Raw genomic sequence first — 18127 nt, forward strand, 5'->3', positions numbered from 1 at the left:
GACCCAATGAGCAAGGCTGTGATTCCCGCCGCACCGGCCGCCGAGGACGTACTGGAGCCGCTGCCGCTGACCGGCGAGCGGACGGTCCCGGGTATCGCGGAGGAGAACTACTGGTTCCGGCGGCACGAGATCGTCTACGAGCGCCTGCTGGACCGCTGCGCCGGCAAGGTGGTATTGGAAGCCGGTTCGGGTGAGGGTTACGGCGCCGATATGATCGCCGGCGTCGCCGCCGCGGTGGTCGGCCTGGACTACGACCGCGGCGCCGCCGAGCATGTGCGCGCCCGGTATCCGCGGGTCCGGATGATCCGCGGCAATCTCGCGACACTGCCGCTGCCGGACGCCGCCGTCGACACCGTGGTGAATTTCCAAGTGATCGAACATCTCTGGGACCAGGTGCAGTTCCTGCGGGAATGCCTGCGGGTGCTGCGCCCGGGCGGGGAACTGCTCATCAGCACCCCGAACCGGATCACGTTCTCGCCCGGTCGCGATACCCCGCTCAACCCTTTCCACACCCGTGAACTGAATGCCGCGGAACTCACGGAACTGCTGGAGGAGGCCGGTTTCCGGGTCGCGCTGATGACCGGCGTGCACCACGGGCCGACCCTGCGTGCCCTGGACACCAAACACGGCGGCTCCTTCATCGATGCGCAGATCGAGCGCGCACTCGCCGGTGAGCCGTGGCCCGCCGATCTCACCGCCGATGTCGCCGGGATCACCGTCGACGATTTCACGCTGACACCCGCCGATATCGATACCAGCCTGGATCTGGTGGCCCGCGCGGTGAAGCCTTGAGCGGCAACAACACCGGCGGCAACAACACCGGCGGCAACAACACCGGCGGCGAGGTACCCGGGCAGTTCACGCTGGTCCTGCATTCACACCTGCCCTGGCTGGCCCATCACGGGCGGTGGCCGGTGGGCGAGGAATGGTTGTATCAGTCGTGGGCCGCGTCGTATCTGCCCGTGGTGGACATGCTGCGCACCCTCGCGGCCGAAGGCCGTTCGCATCTCCTGACTCTGGGCATCACCCCGGTGCTGGCGGCCCAGCTCGACGACCCGCACAGCCTCGCGGGAATGCATCACTGGCTGGGCAATTGGCAGTTGCGCGCGGACGAGGCCGCGATGGCGGGCAATCCGGCGCTGGGCAGCCACGAACATCGGCTGGCCGCGGCCGCGCTGGCCGAATTCGAGCAGAACTGGCAGCACGGGGCGTCGCCGGTGTGGCGGCAACTGCTGGATGCCGGGACCATCGAGCTACTCGGCGGGCCGCTGGCCCACCCGTTTCAGCCGCTGCTCGACGAACGGCTGCGCGAATTCCAGCTGACCGAGGGCCTGGCCGACGCCCGGCTGCGGTGGGGTCACACCCCGTCGGGTATCTGGGCGCCGGAATGCGGATTCACCCCCGGTATGGAACAGGGCTACGCCGCTGCGGGTGTGACGCATTTCATGGTCGATGGACCCGCACTGCGCGGGGATACCACCCTCGGCCGGCCGGTCCGGGACTCTCCGGTGCTGGCCTTCGGCCGCGATCTCACAGTCAGCTACCGGGTCTGGTCGCCGAAATCCGGTTACCCCGGCAACGGGGCGTACCGTGATTTCCATCACTACGACCACGCCACCGGTCTCAAACCCGCGCGCGTCACCGGGAAAACGGTGGCCGGCCCGGATAAGGCACCCTACGATCCACAGCTCGCCGCGGCGCAGGTCACCCGGGATGTGGACGATTTCGTGGCGACCGTGCGCGAGCGGCTGATCAGCGAATCCGAGCGGATCGGCCGGCCCGCGCTGGTCGTCGCCGCGTTCGATACCGAGCTCTACGGACATTGGTGGCACGAGGGCCCGCAGTGGCTGGCCCAGGTACTGCGGGCGCTGCCGGAAGCCGGGATCACGGTCGGCACCCTGGCCGACGCCCGCGACCGCGGTTTCGTGGGCGAACCGGTGCCGCTCACCGATTCGTCCTGGGGATCGGGAAAGGACTGGCGGGTCTGGGCAGGCGACCAGGTCCGCGACCTGGTGGACCTCAACGACGAAGTGGTCCGGCTGGCACTCGATACCGCCGCGAAGATGCGCGCGACCGCGCCGGCCGGCCGCGATCCGGTCGCCGATCAGCTGGTACGCGAGGCGATATTGACGGTGTCGAGTGACTGGGCCTTCATGGTCAGCAAGGATTCCGCGGCGGGTTACGCGCGCGATCGCGCCCATCAGCACGCACACGCGGTCCGCGAGATCGCGGGTGCGGTGGAGTCCGGACAGCTGTCCCGGGCACGGCAGCTGGCAGCGGGATGGGCCGCGGCCGACGGGGTGTTCCCGGGCCTGGACGCGCGTAGGCTACGCGTCACCACCCCTGCAGAAGGACCCCGATGAAGATCTTGATGGTGTCGTGGGAGTACCCACCGGTGGTCGTCGGCGGACTGGGCAGACACGTCCACCACCTGGCCACCGCGCTCGCCGCGGCCGGACACGAAGTGGTGGTGCTGTCCCGGCGCCCCACCGGAACGAGCCCGGCGACCCATCCCACGCATTCGTTCGTCGCCGACGGGGTTCTGGTGGTTGCGGTCGCCGAGGATCCGCCGATCTTCGATTTCGGCGAGGATATGCTCGCCTGGACCCTGGCCATGGGCCACGCCATGGTGCGCGCCGGTATCGCCCTGGACAAACCCGGTATCGGCGAGGGCTGGACCCCGGATGTCGTGCACGCGCACGACTGGCTGGTGGCACATCCGGCGATCGCGCTGGCCGAGTATTACGACGTGCCGCTCGTCTCCACCATCCACGCGACCGAGGCCGGTCGGCACAGCGGCTGGGTCGCGGGCCGGGTCAACCGCCAGGTGCATTCGGTGGAATGGTGGCTGGCCAACGAATCGGACGCGCTCATCACCTGCTCCACCTCCATGCAGGACGAGGTGGAGCGGCTCTATCACCCCGACCGGGTGCCGCTGCATGTGATCCGCAACGGAATCGATGTGGGGGCGTGGACCTTCCGGACCCGGACCCCGCGCACCGGACCGCCGCGGCTGCTGTACGTCGGCCGGCTGGAATACGAGAAGGGCATCCAGGACGCCATCGCCGCCCTGCCCCGGATCCGCCGGGCACATCCGGGCACCACACTCACCGTGGCCGGGGTCGGCACGCAGTTCGAATGGCTGCGCGAACGCAGCCGGGCGCATCGGGTGGCGCGGGCGGTCCATTTCGCGGGGCGGCTCGACCACACCGAACTCCTGGGCTGGTTGCACGGCGCCGACGCCATCGTGCTGCCGAGCCGCTACGAACCGTTCGGCATCGTCGCCCTGGAGGCCGCCGCGGCCGGAACTCCGCTGGTCACCTCGACCGCGGGCGGTCTCGGCGAAGCGGTGATCGACGGGGTCACGGGCGCCTCGTTCGAACCCGGCGACGTATCCGGGCTGGCAGCGGCCGCGATATCGGTGCTCGACGACCCGATCACCGCCCAGGATCGCGCTTTCACGGCCCGCGAACGGCTCACCGCGGATTTCGCCTGGGATGTGGTCGCCGCGGAAACCGCCGGGGTGTACTCGGAGGCCAAACGCCGTATCCGCAATCCCCTCGGCCGTCCGGTGATCGTGGAACGTCCGCTCCCCGAGCGGGACCCGAAATAGCCGGATCCCGGCCACCGAGGCGGCCGGGAGCGGGTTCGATCAGTCGTTCTCGCCGAAGGTGAAGACCTCACCGATCCGGGTCGCCACCACGACCTCGCCCTCGGCTCCCACCGCGGTACCGGTGGTGGTGCCCTTCGCGCCGGGCAGGACATCGGAGTCGAGGGTGGCGCCGGTGGCGGTATCGAAGGTGACCAGATTCAGTCCGGTGCCGATGGCGGCGGTGACGTACCCGGTTCCGCCCGCGGTCTGCACCGGGCTGCCCCGCAGTTCGAGATCCTTGCGCTCCCAGACCCTTTCGTAGCTGTTCCCGGTATCGCGCAGGGCCAGCAGGTAGCCGTCGTCACCGGCCGGGATGACCAGGCCGTCGTCGGAGACCGAGATACCGCGGCGCGGCTCCCAATCCAGGTGTGCCTCCCATTTCGGGGTGCCGTCGGTGGTGTTCACGGCAAGCAGGCGTTTGCTGTTGTCGCCGATATAGAGCGTGGATCCGTCGGCGGACAGCGCCGGATCGGTGGCGCTACCGTCGATCAGCAGGTCGGTGCTCCATTCCTGCTGGACTTTCCCGTCGGCGTAGCGCAGGGCCACCAGCGACGCCTTCGGGGCGCCGGGTTTGCGGACCGTGGCGTAGATCCGGCCCGCGTCGATATCCATCGCGGCCACGGTGGCGACCGGGCAGTCCGGCCCGCCGGTACGGCAGTCCTCGAGACCGGCTCCGGCGGGCGGCCAGTCCTGTCCGGGGTCCTGCAGGAAATCCGGGCGAGGAAGTAGCTGCTGGGTGGGCACCATCCGCTTACCGGTCTGCCGTTCGAGCACATCGACCTGCCCGGACTGGGTGATCACCAGCAGGTGGCCGTCGCCGGTGAACTGCATACCGGTCGGCACCCCGGCCACCGCCGTGCGCCAGCGCGGCTGACCGAGTTGGTTCGCCGATTCCACCGCGCTGTCGAGACCGACGTAGACATTGCTGGCGCCGTCGAGAATCGTCGGTGAATAGATGGAATGGGGTCCCAGCGGATTGCAGAAGCGTTTACGGCCGGTGCGCATCTGGTACGAGAAGATCTCGCAGTTCGCGTCGGTGCTGGTGGTGAGGAAGATCTGCCCCTCCGAACCCACTGTCACCGGCTGCACGATCGGGCCGCCGACCGGACGCGACCATTGCAGGCTCAGCGCGCGCGAACCGGTCACCGGGGTGTTCGCGCTGTTGCGGGCCTCGTGTCCGGGGGCGGGCCAGCCCAGCCCCCGGCCGACGGTGATGTCGTCGACGTCCGTTCCACAGGCGGTGAGCACCCCCACCGCGGCGATCACCGCCGCGAGCCAGGACACGGTCCGCACGCCGTTGCCGATACGCACCTGCTGGTCTCCTCCGTCGTCCTGATCTCCCCGGGCACACGCGTGTGTGAGATTAACGGAAGGGTATAGGCCTGCGCGGGAGAGCACGAAAGTAGGCTGTTCTGCGGTACCGGCCACGGCATACCCGGCACGAGCAGGCGGCGCCCGCAGGCAGGAGCCTGCGTCACCACGAAGTGCGGTGGCTGCCCGTGCCCAGAGAACAGGAGAGACGTTCGTGACGAGCATGTGGGGCGCACCGCTGCGCTCACGCTGGCAGGGCTCCCGCCGGCGCGATCCGCGGCAAGCCCGTTTCCTCACCCTCGACTCGCTGCGCTGGGTGCTGGCCAATCGTGCCTACACCCCCTGGTATCTCGTGCGCTACTACCGGCTGGCCAAATTCCGGCTGGCCAATCCGCATGTGATCCTGCGCGGCATGGTGTTCCTGGGCCGCCGGGTCGAGATCCACGCGACCCCCGGCCTGGGCCGGCTCGAGATCGGGCGCTGGGTCCATATCGGTGACGGTAACGCCGTCCGCTGCCACGAGGGTTCGCTGCGTATCGGCGACAAGGTGGTGTTCGGTAAGGACAACGTCGTCAACACCTACCTCGATATCGAGATCGGCGAATCGACGCTGGTGGCCGACTGGTGCTACATCACCGACTTCGATCACCGCATGGACGACATCACGCTGCCGATCAAGGATCAGGGCATCGTGAAGAGCCCGGTGCGTATCGGCCCCGATACCTGGATCGCCGCCAAGGTCACCGTGCTGCGCGAAACCAAGGTGGGTCGCGGCTGTGTGCTGGGCGCGCACGCGGTGGTGAAGGGCGATATCCCCGACTACAGCATCGCGGTCGGGGCGCCGGCCCGGGTGGTGAAGAACCGCAAATCGACCTGGGAGGCGGGGGCCGCCGAACGGGCCACCCGGGAGGCGGCGCTGGCCGATATCGAACGCAAGAAGAACGGCGTCGCCCAGGACGCGTGAGCCGCGGCGGGAGGGCGGCCCGCACGGGGCCGCTACTTCGCCGATTCCATCTTCTTCACGACCCGCTGCATGGTGAGCCAGGTGCGGGTGGTGATGTCCTTGCCGTAGGTGCGCTCCAGCCAGGCCATGAAATTCGGCGTCTTCGGCGAGGAGTTGTCGATGATCGCGAGGAAGGCCCGGGCCGGCTCGTCGTAGCCGACGACCGTGGTGAGCGGATCCGGCCCGTCCGGTAGTTCGACCTTCGGGTGCGCCGCGTCCTTGAAGAACGTCGCGATCAGGTAGGTCTCCCGGCAGTGGGTGTACCCGGCGAAGGGGTCACGATCGAGCAGCGCGCGCAGTTCGGCGTGGTCCCGGATGATGGTGCCGCCCGGAATGCCGAGTTCGGCGCTCAACGCTTCCTGGATCCGGTCCTCGAGCTCGGCGCCCGGGGTGGGGTCGGCCGTGAAGACGATATTGCCGCTGGACAGCACAGAGCTCACCGAATCGAATCCCAGGCCGGTGAACACACCCCGCAATTTCTCATTGCTCATATTCGGGTTGCTGGGCATGATTCCCCGCAGCAGCGCGGCGTACCTCGTCATATTCGGAGACGGTAGCGCAGGAGACCGACAATCCGGCGCCACGCCAGCCGTCGGATTGTTGCCATGAGCAGATCACCGCCCATCCGGCGATCCCGCTCATCGGGATTGCTCCCGACAGAATTCTCCGTCCGTTCCGAGGACGGGCCCGCGAGCCCCGGCCCCTTGTTGGGCAATATTCCGGCCCCGTGAGAAGACCGTTCGGCACCACAGCGGCCGGGATCGGCTGCTCGGGCACCACCGCCGTTTCGGATTCGAAATTCCGCGCCGGGCAAACAGAGTCGGCATTCTTGCCTAGGATGGCCGTACCGATCGATATCTTCGTCCAGGTTTTGCCCGGCGCCTGCCGGGAGCGTTGATGTGAACGTTCTGCGCGCCGGAACCGATATGCCGGGTATCGAGATCGAACCGGGAGGGGAGATGCCTGCAGAGGGCCTGAAACTGCATGGGCTGGAACCGGTCACCGGACCGCTGATCGAACAGCTGGTCCAGCGGCCGGCGGGACGGAGCCGGGCGCTGCCGGTGGTGGTCGCGGTGGGCCCGCACGGCAGCGGGAAAACCGTTCTCCTCCAGGAGCTCGCGCAACGCTGCGGCCGGCTGCCGTGCGCCCATATCGACCTGGCGCTCGGTGACCGCGCCCCGCGCGAAGTATTCGGGGAGCTGGCATTCGAACTCGGCAGGCACCGCAAGCAATTCGGCCGGATCGCCTTCCCGCAGCTGTGGCTGTGCCTGGTCGCGGTGGGCAGCACGCTGCATATGCAGGAGGACAATCGGCGCGCGGCACTGCGGAATCTGCGTGATGTGGTGTCGAGCAGCAGCCCGATGGAAGCGCGCAGCAAAGGGGTCGCCGATATCCTCGAGGCCGCCGGGCAGGTACCCGAGGGGCTGGCGCCCTGGGTGGGCATGGCCGTGGAATCCCTGCTGCAGAGCCTGAATCGCCTGAACATCCGGCACCGGATCACCCACGGGCCGCGGCTGGTCGGCGACCAGACCAGACGCGAGGACATGCTGATCGACCTCGCGAAATGGTCACACGGCGACGAGGAGTCGCGCGCCGAGGCCGACGCCGTGTTCGGCATGGCCTTCCTGCACGATCTGCGCCAGGCCTACGGCGGGGTTCGCGGCACTCGGCGCACCCTGAATTCGGTACTGCTGCTGGACAACGCGCACACCCCGTCGGGCCGGATGTTCCTGCAGACCCTGCGGGAAGCGCGGCGGCGCAACGGCGCCGAACCCGATCCGCTCGTGGTGATCGCGACCAGCGCGCAGTGGCTGCCGGCGTGGAGTGAATGCTGGCATCGCCCGGGAATGCACCGTTTCAGCGATGAGACCGAACGGCGTGAACCCGAGCATCGCACCGGCGGCATCGAATGGCCCGCCCCGCGCGACCCGGCCGATATCCTCGCCGACTGGCCGGTGCCGGAGAACCCGGCGGCGACCTGGTTTCCCTGGTACCTGCTGGATCTGAGCAGGTTGAGCGTCCAGACCACCGGCGACCTGGCCGCCGATCAGCGCATCCGGTCGGTACCGCGGGTGGCCGAATTCGTCCGGGCACTCACCGGCGGGAACGCCGCCGGCACCGCCGATGTGATCGCGGCGCTGGGGCAGGGCGACGAGAACCAGCCGCTCGCCGCCGCGCGCACGGTACTCACCACCGCGGTGGGCACCCGCCAGGACCCGCTGGAGGAACCGGTGGACGTCCCGGGAACCGTACTGGAGCGGGCCCGGGAGCGTCTGCTCGCGGATTTCACCGATGCCGAGAGTCTGCGGGATCTGGTCACCGCCGCCGCCGGCCGCACCGTGGACGTGCTCTACCGGCCCGAGGTGCTGGATTCCGCGCTGCCCGACGGGGAGGCACTCCTGCAGGAACTGCGCAACCGGCTGTGGATCCGCGCCGCCGACGGCCCGGACCCCGAGATGATGCTCGACACCTGGTTGCGCCGGATCCTGCTGGCCGAACTCGCCGGCCGCGAACCCGACGACCCGCGCGACTGGTACAACACTCACACTCTGTGCCGGGAGGTCTACCGGCGCCGATCCCACGAGGGCGAATCGGCGGCCGCGGCCGAGGCCGTCTACCACGACCTCGCACTCGGCAACCTCGCGGACGCCGTCGAATACCTGAACCGCCCGTTCGTCCCCGGACATCCCGAGTTCGGCCGGACGGCCGCCACCGAATGGCTGTCCGATCTCGACCTCATCACCTCGGCGCCACGCCGTCCGGACGCCACCGCCACCCCGTTCACACAGGTGGAGACCGTTGTCCGCGATAACGGGATGGCACCGGAGGACGACCTCGCCTGGCTCATCGCGGCACTGTGGATTTCCAACGATCCGCTCGGAGATCCGCAGCGGACCCTGGATCGCACGATCGAGAACGAATTCCGGCAGCTGGCCCGGGGCCTCGGCCGCGGGGCGCTGCTGCTGTACGAACGGGCGGAGAGATATCGATGAGTATCCAGATCGAACCCCCGACCCCCGGGTATCGGAAATGGCTGTGGATCGCCGGGGCCTGCGTGGTGGGCCTGGTCGTCGTGCTGGCCGCGGCGAAGGTGGTTCCCGCGATGATCGAATCGGCGCGCAGTTGCGGCGCGGGTGTGGTCCGTAGCGGACCGGACGACGAATGCGTCGGGGTCACCGACGGCGGCAAGGTCTTCGCACCCGAGCTGGCCGATATCGAACAGCGCATCCTGAACGAGAATCGCGCCGTACAGGATTCCGGGGAGCCCTACGTCAGCGTGGTGCATCTGTCGCCGATGACTCCCGGCGAGACCGACGAGGGCATTGTGACCATGTCGGGTATCCGGCACCGGCTCGAAGGCGCGCATCTGGCCCAACTCGCGGCGAACCGGACCGCCATCTGGGGAAACACGCCCAAGATCAAGCTGCTGCTGGCGAATCCCGGCAGTGATTTCGGCCAATGGGAGACCGCCGTCGAAAAGATCGAGGCCCGCCGCGCGGCGGACGGCATCGTGGCGGTCACCGGGATCTCGTTCAGTGTCCAGAACGCGGTCCGGGCGATCGAACGGCTTTCCGAACTGCAGATCCCCACCGTCGGTTCCACTCTCACCGCCGACGATCTGCCGATACTGCGCGGATTCCTGCGGGTTTCGCCGACCGCCGCGGAGCACGCGCGCACGGCCGCCGAGTACCTGTCCACCCGCAGCGAGCGAATCCTGATCGTCCGCGACGACAGCCCGATCGACCACTACGGCCGCACCCTCGCGGAGGCCTTCGGCGCGAGCTTCCCCGACGACCCGCAGCGCTTCGCCGGTCCGGTGGAGGGCTACGACTCCGAAATCGGCAGTGTGGCCAACACATTTCAGTTCATGATGCCGAATATCTGCCAGTCCGCCCCGGATACCATCTATTTCGCGGGCCGGGCGACTCACGCGCTCACATTTCTCACCGCGCTGGCCGAACGGCGCTGCCGGGAAACGCCGATCCGAGTGGTCACCGGTGACGATATGGCGTACTACCGCCTCTCGGAGAGCCCCGCCCGGGTCGCGCTGGAAACCGGAGTCTCGGTGCTGTACACAGGGCTCGTCCACCCGCAGGCCTGGCAGGACCACCAAGAGCGGTTCAATATGCATTCGGTCGCCCAGTTCTCGCCCGACTGCCAGGGCCCGATCTGCTACCGCGAATTCTCCGACGACAGCCTGGACGATTTCGCCGCCGTCATGGAACACGACGCGGTGGTGACAGCGGTCCAGGCGATCCGCCAGGCGGCGGGTTACGACGGGACGACCGTAGAGTCCGACCAGGTCCTCCAGGCGATGAAACGGTTACACGGGGCCGGCGCGGTCCGCGGGGCGAGCGGGATCCTCTCGTTCGACCAGAACGGACTGCCGACCGATAAACCCATCCCGATCCTCGAGGCGCTGGACGGCGCGCCGCCACGCTATATCGGGCTCCAGTAGCCGGGTGGAATCCGGCATCGTCTCTCGGTTCACGGGTGGGCCGCCGGTCGACTCGACTCGCTATCCCCGGTGGGCGGTGCAGAGAAAAACCTTCGGTGTGCGGCCTATGCGAGTGATCACCAGCGTGAAAGGCTGCGAACCGGAGGGTTTCAGCCGGCGGCGCAGCACATCGGGGTCGGTATCCACCCCGCGTATCAGGATCTCCAGCGGTCCACAGTCCCGGCGGCGCAGTTCGGCGCGCAACGACTTCTCCCGGAAGTCGAGACGGTCGAGTATCCGGAAGGCACGTATCCCGGCCGGCACCCGGTCGCCGGTGAGGTAGGCGATACGCGGGTCCAGCTGCCACAGACCGTGCCGGGCCGCGTAGTGGCGGACGAGTGCGGCCCGCACGATCGCACCGTCGGGGTCGATGATCCACTCCCCCGGCGCCCGTTCGGGAATATCGCAGGGCTCGGCGTCGGTGAGGGTGAGGGTATCCGAGCCGGTAGTGAGCACGGTGGCCCGGCGGGTGACCCCGGCGTCGGCCAGACCGGGCGACCAGAGGCAGGCCTCGCGAACCGCACCGTCGAGGGAGACCATCTCCACCTCTCCCGGCCATTCCAGCCGGTCGAAATCCAGTCCGGGAGCGCATTTCACGGCCAGATCCCGGCCCGCGTAGACCGCGAGCAGGTCGGGTAGCGGCGGTTGCAGGGCGGCGGGGTCGTGGGTGCGCCGCCCGCCCGCGCGCCGGGCGGGATCGGCGATGACCACCGTATCGCGGGTGCAGGGGGCGAGGGCGTCGGCGCGGGCCAGCAGCACCCGGCCGGCCGGAGCCTCGAGCTGTGGGACGAGCGGGGTGGTGTGTTCCTCGTCGGCCGTGGACGCCGGTAGCGCTGCCGGGCGGCGGGGGTCGTCCGGTCCCGGTACCGGACAGGTCAGGTTGTGCCGGGCCATGGTGAGCCTGACCGGGTCCAGATCGCTGCCGATCACGCGCGGGCACACCCGGGCCAGTTCGACCAGTTCCGCGCCGATCGAACAGGTCACGTCGTGGACGTCGCGGCCCGCCAGCCGGTGTGCGCGATGGCGGGCGACGCGGGTGGGTGTGGCCTGTTGCAGGGCGTCGTCGGTGAACAGCCAGTCGCCGCTGTCGTCGAGTTTCGCGGCCGCGCGGCGTCGCAGCCGCACGGTTTCGATGAGTGCGGGCGCCCACTCGCCGTGCGCCCGCCGCACCGCCGCCACGTCACGCAGTTGCGATGCCGGGGACAGTTCGAGTTCCGCGACCTCGGCCAGCGCGGCCGCACCGGACGCCGACCCCAGGTAGGCGAGGTCGGCCGCGCCGAAGCCGTATCCCACTAGTTCGCGACGGCGCCCGGCTTCACCCCGGTGATCATCGCGTTGTAGAAGAACTGACGCGGCACCACCCGGCTCATCACGTTCTCGTCCAGCCAGCTCAGACCGAGCCACGCCCGGTACATCGCCATCCGGTAGCCGAAGGTGAGTTTCTCGTCCGGGACGGCCGCTTCGAAGGTCCGCACCGGCCAGCCCCACAGGGCGGCGGCGAATTCCTCGGTATTCGCGGCGACGTCGACCGCGCCCGCGGCCCGCGCGATGTCCTCGAGCTGGGCGGGGTCGAAGGTGTGCAGATCGACCACGGCCTCGAGCGCGGCGGCACGCGAGGACTCGTCCAGCTCTTCCTGCGGACGGCGCCAATCCCGCAGGAACGGGAGCTTCGTGAGGGCCGTCGTGGCCTTCCAGGTGATATTGCCCAGGTTGCGGGCGTAGAGGTTACCGATGGTGGTGGGCTCACCGGCGAAGACGAACCGCCCGCCCGGCTTCAGCACCCGCAGGCATTCGCGTAGCGACTGCTCCACATCGGGGATGTGATGCAGCACCGCGTGCCCGACGACCAGATCGAAGGTGTTGTCGTCGTAGGGGATGGTTTCGGCGTCCGCGACCCGGCCGTCCACATCCAGGCCCAAGCGCTCGGCGTTGCGCAGCGCGACTTTCACCATGCCGGGCGACAGATCGGTGACCGAACCGCTTTTCGCGATACCGGACTGCATCAGGTTCAGCAGGAAGAAACCGGTTCCGCAGCCCAGTTCCAGGGCCCGCTCGTACGGCAGCTCCGCGTCGCTGCCCACCGCGGCGTCGAACCGGCCGCGGGCATAGTCGATACAGCGTTCGTCATAGGAAATCGACCATTTGTCGTCGTAGGTCTCGGCTTCCCAGTCGTGATAGAGCACCTGGGCGAGCTTGGTGTCCTCGAATGCTGCTTCGACTTCCGCGGCGGTGGCGTGCGGATGTGGTGCGGGGTCGTCGGGGCGTACCGTCATGGTCGGAGAGCCTATCCTTTCCTGATCCGGGGACGAATACCACCGGGTAGGTATGAACCGGTCGCGACCCGCTCAGCGACCCGTGAATTCCGCGACTCCGGGCCCGTCCCGCAGGTAGGAACGTGTTCCAGTTCGCTGGTCCTCGGTGCCGAACAGCCGCGACCATTCGGTGCGGGCGCGTTCGTGGCCGTGCGGACCCGCCTCGAACACCGCTTTGGCGGCGGCCAGTGCCTGCCCCGGCCCGGTGACGAACTGCCGGGCCCAGGCGAACGCGGCGCCGAGCACGTCGTCGGGGGCGACCACCTGATCCACCAGACCCAGCCGGGCCGCCTCGTCCGCTTCCACGAAACGGCCCGTGAACACCAGATCCCGGGCCGGGCCGGGGCCGATCAGCAGCGACAGCCGCCGGATCCCGGCCAGCGGAATCAGCCCGGTCCGGATCTGGGGCAGCCCCAGCTTCACGTTGTCGCCGATCACGCGCCGGTCGGCGCCCAGCGCCAGTTCGAGCCCGGCGCCGAGGGCGTAGCCGCTGATGGCGGCCACCGTCGGTTGTGGAATCCGGGCCAGGCAACCGAGCGCCGCCTGTAGATCCGCGGCCATCGCGGTGGCCTGCTCGGCCGGCAGTCCGGCGAGTTCGGCCAGATCGTCGCCCGCGCAGAACACTCGTTCGTCGCCGTAGACGACCAGGGCCGCGATCCCGGGATCGGCGCCACAGACGGCCGCCGTCTCGGCGATTTCCCGGATCACCTGGGTGCTCAGCAGGTTCATCGGCGGCCGGGCGATCCGCAGCAGCGCCACGGCCCGTCCCGAGCCGTCGACGTCATCGGATCCGAGGTCGTCTGATCCGAGCCGGGACAGGGTTACGAATTCGGCCATGGACGGTAACGCTACCGGGCGGCGTCGGAGCCGCCGTCGGGCCGGGAACCGCCCAGCAGCGACGGGTCGGTATCGCGCATCCCCTTCGACCCCACCAGCCGGGAAGCATCGGGCAGTTCGGCGAAGTACCGCATATTGTCGGGGAACTTCAGCAGCTTCTTCCCATCGACCTCACCGAACTCCGGCTGGATGGGGTCGATCGGCGGATCGGCGGCCAGGATCTGCTCGGTACTCGAATAGGCGCCCAGCGAGGTGAGCTGCGACCAGGTCGGAGGCAGCAGGACGTGTTCGCCGGTTTTCCAGGTGGACAGCGCGGCCGCCGGGGTCGACCACTGCACGAGATCGGTCTCCGAGGTCGCACCGTCGGCGCGCTGCCCGGACGGCAGCACCGCGACGAAGAAATGGGTGTCGTAGCGGCGGCGCTCCACCGTGGGGGTGATCCAGCGTGCCCAGGGCCGCAGCAGGTCCGCGCGCAGCACCAGTTTCTCCTGGGCCAGGAACTGGGCGAGGGTCACCTCCCGGCTCTCGATCCGCTGCCGTTCACCGCGGTATCCGGTGGTATCGGCGACCACGGTATCGGCGGTGGGGCCGGCCAGCAGCACACCGCATTCCTCGAAGGTCTCCCGCACCGCCGCGCAGACCAGCGCCTTGGCCCGCGATTCGGAGACGCCGTAGCGCTGCCCCCACCAGGCCGGCGGCGGCCCCGCCCAGCCGATCTCGATCTCGGCGTCGGTGGAGTCCACCCGGCCGCCGGGAAACGCGGTCATCCCGGCCGCGAACTCCATCGCACCGGCACGACGCTGCAGGAAAACCTCCGGGCCCGCGGCGCCGTCGCGCACCAGCATCACCGTCGATGCGTCTTTGGCCTCCGGTACCGCGTCACCCGATTCCGGCACAGTCGTCTCACTCACCCCTGCACACTAACCCCGGCCGCCGGTGGCGCCTCCGGCGGCGCGTGCTCAGCGTGACCGGTGGCGGCCGAGGCGGCGGGCGCGGCGGGCGAAATAGCGGCCGTCGATCCGGTCCAGGGCGATGGACTGGCGGAATGCCTCACTGAGGTTCTCCGCGGTGAGCACATCGGAGATCAGCCCCTGGACCACGATCTCGCCCTCGCTCAGCAGCATGCAGTGAGTGAAACCGGGCGGGATCTCCTCGACGTGATGGGTCACCAGCACCAGGGCGGGGGCATCGGGGTCGGCGGCCAGATCGCCGAGGCTTTCGACGAGTTCCTCGCGGCCACCCAGATCCACACCGGCGGCGGGTTCGTCGAGCAGCAGCAGCTCCGGATCGGTCATGAGCGCCCGGGCGATCAGCACCCGCTTCCGTTCACCTTCGGACAGGGTGCCGTAGGTGCGGTCCAGAAGATGTTCGGCGCCAAGGCTTTCCAGCATATCGATGGCGCGATCGGTATCGATCTCGTCGTATTTCTCGCGCCAGCGGCCCAGTACCGCGTACCCCGCGGACACCACCAGATCCGCCACCCGCTCTTCGGCCGGAATCCGGGCGGCCAGCGCCGCCGAGGACAACCCGATCCGGGGCCGCAGCTCCCCGATATTCGTGCGGCCCAGCCGTTCACCGAGCACATAGGCGGCGCCGTAGGAGGGATGGGTCTCCGCGGCCGCGATCTGGAGTAGCGACGTCTTACCGGCGCCGTTGGGTCCCAGGATCACCCAGCGTTCGTCGAGTTCGACCTGCCAGGTCACGGGGCCGACGAGGGTGTGCCCGTTGCGGCGGATGGAAACGTTGGAGAAGTCGATGAGCAAATCTGGATCGGGGTGCGCCACGGGCTCCATCTTGTCTCGAGGTGTCCGCGGCGGCGGCACCGGGCACCCGCGGCTCCGCGCGCCGCCGCATCCGGACCCCGTCTCGCACACCGGACCCGGAGTTCAGGACCGGCCTTGATCCGGATCGGCGGGCAGGGTCCCGATCACGGTGACCGAACCGGGCGCGACCTCGGTGAAACCGGCGTCACGGACCGCGGTCGCCGCCCCCCGGGCCACCGCCGCGCGCAGGGCTTCCCACTGCCGCGGCCCGGCCTCGCGGACCGCGCAGACGAAACCCCGGCGCGCCCACGCCCGGGCGTGTTCCACCGGCAGCGCCCCGGCGAACAGCATGCTCGCATGCCCGACCTGCGCCGCCGCCTTGCCGACGGTCATTCCGAGGGCCGCGTTCACCCAGAACACCGGGACGTCCGCGGGCGCCGGGCCCGGATCATCGGACTCCAGATCGGTACCGCCGATCTGGAGTCGCCTGATCCGCGGATCGATATCGCCCACCGCCCCCGGCACCAGCGCCCGGGCCTGGGCACCGCCACATTCGACGGTCAGCCCCGCCACCTCGTTCGCCGCCGTCCACTGGGCCCCGCGCGCCCGCCGGGCCACCTTCCGGATCCGCGACCGCTTCCAGGTCAGATACGGCTGCTCCCACTCCCCTTCCGGGCCGACCCGAGGGTCCAGGCACAGCGCGACCGCAGCGGCCGCCGCGGCGGCGAGCAGCGCGCTGCGGGCCGGCGGTTCGGCCTTCGGAATATGCAACACCATCTGCATGGCCTGCACCTGCGCCGGATCATCCGGATCGCCGCCACCGCCGTACCCGGTGGCCAGTTCGGTATGCCGCTGGGCGAACCCCGGGTCCGCGAAGGGATCCGGCGCCGCCACCTGCGGGTCCGCCGGGATATCACCCGGCTCCCGGCCGTCCGCCACCACATCCGTCACGCCGCACTCCGGCATTCCCATATCCTCCACAACACCCGACCGTCGACCCCGCGCCAGCCTACCGACGCGGCGACCGGCCGGCCCGGGGCCGGCGCGACCGCGAGACCGCCGCGGCTCAGCGTTGCCGGCGGCCGAGCACCGACCCGATTCGCGCCGATCAGCCGAGCGGCACCCGGCGCAGCAGTCCGTCCCGCGCGTCCGCCGCCTCGACCTCGTCGCGGGTGACACCCAGGATGAACAGCACCGCGTCCAGATACGGGTGCGACAGCGCGGTATCGGCGACCTCCCGCAACGCGGGTTTGGCGTTGAACGCCACGCCCAGCCCCGCCGCGTTCAACATATCGATATCGTTCGCCCCGTCGCCCACCGCGACGGTCTGCTCCATCGGCACCCCGGATTCGGCGGCGAACCTGCGCAACGCCGTCGCCTTGTACGCCCGGTCGACGATCTCCCCGACCACCCGGCCGGTGAGTTTCCCGTCGATCACCTCCAGCACGTTGGCCTGCGCGAAATCGAGTTCCAGTTCCCGCGCCAGCGGATCGATCACCTGCCGGAAACCGCCGGACACCACCCCGCACCGGAAACCGAGGCGTTTCAGGGTCCGGATGGTCGTCCGCGCGCCGGGCGTCAACGCGATGGAAGCGGCGACCTCCGCGATCACCGATTCGTCCAGCCCGGCCAGCGTCGCCACCCGCTGGCGCAGCGATTCGGCGAAATCGATCTCGCCGCGCATCGCCGCCTCGGTGACCTGCCGCACCTGTTCCTCGACACCGGCGTGCGCGGCCAGCATCTCGATGACCTCGCCCTGGATGAGGGTCGAATCCACATCGAAAACGATCAGCCGCTTCGCCCGGCGGGCGAGCCCGGCCCGCTCCATGGCGATATCCACCCGCTCGGTCACCGCGACCTCGGCGAGCGCGGTCCGCAACCGCGAATCGGTATCCCCGCCCCGGTCCGGCGCCGTCACCAGCAACTCCATCCCGGTCACCGGATAGTCGGCAATGCCACGAATGGCATCGATATTGACCCCCTGCCCCGCCAGCTCCCGCGACACCGCACTGAACGCCCGCGCGGTCACCGGCGCCCCCAGCACCACCACCGCGTGCGTCGACACCGGGGCCCGCGCGGCATCGGCGTCGATATCCACATCCACCTGCATACCGACGGTGTTCATGGCTTCCTCGAGCTCGTCCTGCAACGCCTCCGGATCCGTGGGACAGGTGACGAGCACACCCAGGGTGAGCCGGCCGCGAATCACCACCTGCTCGATATCGAGCAGGCTCACCCCGCGTCGCGCCATCGCCGTCAGCAGCACCGATGTGACGCCGGGGCGGTCGGGCCCGGTAACGGTGACGAGAACGGTCGTCTCGGCCAAAACAGCTCCTGTATTTTTGGCGCGCTGGCGCGCGCGGGTTCGGGGCCCCCTGGTGTCTCGGTTCTTCACTCCCGGCGGTCGGTCGCTGCGCTCCCTCCCTCTGGTCGCTCCAGAACCGAGACGGGCCCCGAACCTTGAAGGTGGACCATCCGGGGCAAAGCCTAGCGAGGGTGGGGGCGACCGGCTCATGGTGGCCACCGCAACGCGGCCCAACCAAAAAACGGCGCAGAGCGTGCACTACGCACACCCTGCGCCGAGTTCAGCGAGTCCCACAAAGGGTTCGGCCCGCGTCGGCTGTCCGGCCTCGAAGCGCATGTGGCGAAGCCACGAGTCTCGAGGCCGGTCCCGCAACCCCGTTCGAAGCCGGGAACTCAGCAGCACGGCCACCGCGAGCACGGCGAATCCGGTACCGAAACTCACTACCG

General features: G+C 69.3%; 15 protein-coding genes. 6 read left to right on the forward strand and 9 right to left on the reverse strand.

Annotated elements, in window-relative coordinates; genetic code table 11:
- Window positions 1-6 precede the first annotated feature (6 nt).
- The 3 genes from AB0F41_RS20410 to AB0F41_RS20420 are packed head-to-tail and all read left to right on the forward strand — an operon-like array spanning window position 7 to window position 3613.
- Window positions 7-792, forward strand: coding sequence for a class I SAM-dependent methyltransferase (locus tag AB0F41_RS20410; RefSeq protein WP_357426008.1), 786 nt, complete (start codon window positions 7-9; stop codon window positions 790-792).
- Window positions 789-2363, forward strand: coding sequence for a glycoside hydrolase family 57 protein (locus AB0F41_RS20415; protein WP_357426010.1), 1575 nt, complete (start codon window positions 789-791; stop codon window positions 2361-2363). The genes AB0F41_RS20410 and AB0F41_RS20415 overlap by 4 nt, the downstream gene beginning before the upstream one ends.
- Window positions 2360-3613, forward strand: a complete 1254-nt coding sequence (locus AB0F41_RS20420) for a glycosyltransferase family 4 protein (protein ID WP_357426012.1) — start codon at window positions 2360-2362, stop codon at window positions 3611-3613. Before AB0F41_RS20415 ends, AB0F41_RS20420 begins: the two co-directional genes overlap by 4 nt.
- Before the next feature lie 39 nt (window positions 3614-3652).
- On the opposite strand, the gene AB0F41_RS20425 is transcribed toward AB0F41_RS20420, so the two are convergent.
- Window positions 3653-4963: a PQQ-binding-like beta-propeller repeat protein gene (locus AB0F41_RS20425; protein ID WP_357426014.1), complete on the reverse strand. Its 1311-nt coding sequence runs from the start codon at window positions 4961-4963 to the stop codon at window positions 3653-3655.
- A 214-nt stretch (window positions 4964-5177) separates the two neighbouring features.
- On the opposite strand from AB0F41_RS20425, the gene AB0F41_RS20430 reads away from it, so the two are divergent.
- On the forward strand, window positions 5178-5927 hold the full coding sequence (locus AB0F41_RS20430) for an acyltransferase (protein WP_357426016.1): 750 nt from the start codon (window positions 5178-5180) through the stop codon (window positions 5925-5927).
- Between the two features lie 32 nt (window positions 5928-5959).
- On the opposite strand, the gene AB0F41_RS20435 is transcribed toward AB0F41_RS20430, so the two are convergent.
- Window positions 5960-6508 carry a DUF1697 domain-containing protein gene (locus tag AB0F41_RS20435; RefSeq protein WP_357426018.1) on the reverse strand — a complete coding sequence of 183 codons (549 nt, stop codon included), beginning with the start codon at window positions 6506-6508 and terminating at the stop codon, window positions 5960-5962.
- A gap of 357 nt (window positions 6509-6865) precedes the next feature.
- On the opposite strand from AB0F41_RS20435, the gene AB0F41_RS20440 reads away from it, so the two are divergent.
- Both AB0F41_RS20440 and AB0F41_RS20445 read left to right on the forward strand, forming a co-directional pair.
- Window positions 6866-8959, forward strand: coding sequence for a hypothetical protein (locus tag AB0F41_RS20440; protein ID WP_357426020.1), 2094 nt, complete (start codon window positions 6866-6868; stop codon window positions 8957-8959).
- The gene (locus AB0F41_RS20445; protein ID WP_357426022.1) at window positions 8956-10425 is read left to right on the forward strand and encodes a hypothetical protein; all 1470 of its coding nucleotides are present in this window, start codon (window positions 8956-8958) and stop codon (window positions 10423-10425) included. The genes AB0F41_RS20440 and AB0F41_RS20445 overlap by 4 nt, the downstream gene beginning before the upstream one ends.
- A 60-nt stretch (window positions 10426-10485) precedes the next feature.
- Here AB0F41_RS20445 and AB0F41_RS20450 read toward each other — a convergent pair whose 3' ends face one another.
- The 7 genes from AB0F41_RS20450 to serB all read right to left on the reverse strand — a co-directional run bounded on the left by AB0F41_RS20450 (window position 10486) and on the right by serB (window position 17702).
- The gene (locus AB0F41_RS20450; RefSeq protein ID WP_357426024.1) at window positions 10486-11757 is read right to left on the reverse strand and encodes a class I SAM-dependent methyltransferase; all 1272 of its coding nucleotides are present in this window, start codon (window positions 11755-11757) and stop codon (window positions 10486-10488) included.
- Window positions 11757-12737 carry a methyltransferase domain-containing protein gene (locus AB0F41_RS20455; RefSeq protein WP_357426026.1) on the reverse strand — a complete coding sequence of 327 codons (981 nt, stop codon included), beginning with the start codon at window positions 12735-12737 and terminating at the stop codon, window positions 11757-11759. The genes AB0F41_RS20450 and AB0F41_RS20455 overlap by 1 nt, the downstream gene beginning before the upstream one ends.
- A gap of 72 nt (window positions 12738-12809) precedes the next feature.
- Window positions 12810-13613, reverse strand: a complete 804-nt coding sequence (locus AB0F41_RS20460; RefSeq protein WP_357426028.1) for an enoyl-CoA hydratase-related protein — start codon at window positions 13611-13613, stop codon at window positions 12810-12812.
- An 11-nt stretch (window positions 13614-13624) separates the two neighbouring features.
- Window positions 13625-14458 carry an NUDIX hydrolase gene (locus AB0F41_RS20465; protein WP_357426045.1) on the reverse strand — a complete coding sequence of 278 codons (834 nt, stop codon included), beginning with the start codon at window positions 14456-14458 and terminating at the stop codon, window positions 13625-13627.
- Window positions 14459-14572: 114 nt separating this feature from the next.
- Entirely contained in the window at window positions 14573-15406 is an 834-nt protein-coding gene (locus tag AB0F41_RS20470) for an ABC transporter ATP-binding protein (protein ID WP_357426030.1), read from the reverse strand.
- 93 nt (window positions 15407-15499) lie between these two features.
- Window positions 15500-16342 (reverse strand): peptidyl-tRNA hydrolase, encoded by an 843-nt coding sequence (locus tag AB0F41_RS20475; protein ID WP_357426032.1) that lies wholly within the window; start codon window positions 16340-16342, stop codon window positions 15500-15502.
- Between the two features lie 142 nt (window positions 16343-16484).
- Window positions 16485-17702 (reverse strand): phosphoserine phosphatase SerB, encoded by a 1218-nt coding sequence (gene serB, locus AB0F41_RS20480; protein WP_357426034.1) that lies wholly within the window; start codon window positions 17700-17702, stop codon window positions 16485-16487.
- Between the last annotated feature and the right edge of the window lie 425 nt (window positions 17703-18127).

The organism is Nocardia sp. NPDC024068, assembly GCF_040638875.1.
Classification (GTDB): Bacteria; Actinomycetota; Actinomycetes; order Mycobacteriales; family Mycobacteriaceae; genus Nocardia.

Bases quoted from the DNA above. Each gene is read 5' to 3' on its own strand.
- AB0F41_RS20460 (WP_357426028.1), bottom strand. From the start codon at position 13,613: ATGGCCGAATTCGTAACCCTGTCCCGGCTCGGATCAGACGACCTCGGA.
- AB0F41_RS20435 (WP_357426018.1), bottom strand. From the start codon at position 6,508: ATGACGAGGTACGCCGCGCTGCTGCGGGGAATCATGCCCAGCAACCCG.
- AB0F41_RS20455 (WP_357426026.1), bottom strand. From the start codon at position 12,737: ATGACGGTACGCCCCGACGACCCCGCACCACATCCGCACGCCACCGCC.
- AB0F41_RS20475 (WP_357426032.1), bottom strand. From the start codon at position 16,342: ATGCCGGAGTGCGGCGTGACGGATGTGGTGGCGGACGGCCGGGAGCCG.
- AB0F41_RS20470 (WP_357426030.1), bottom strand. From the start codon at position 15,406: ATGGAGCCCGTGGCGCACCCCGATCCAGATTTGCTCATCGACTTCTCC.
- AB0F41_RS20420 (WP_357426012.1), top strand. From the start codon at position 2,360: ATGAAGATCTTGATGGTGTCGTGGGAGTACCCACCGGTGGTCGTCGGC.
- AB0F41_RS20410 (WP_357426008.1), top strand. From the start codon at position 7: ATGAGCAAGGCTGTGATTCCCGCCGCACCGGCCGCCGAGGACGTACTG.
- AB0F41_RS20465 (WP_357426045.1), bottom strand. From the start codon at position 14,458: ATGCTGGTGCGCGACGGCGCCGCGGGCCCGGAGGTTTTCCTGCAGCGT.
- AB0F41_RS20445 (WP_357426022.1), top strand. From the start codon at position 8,956: ATGAGTATCCAGATCGAACCCCCGACCCCCGGGTATCGGAAATGGCTG.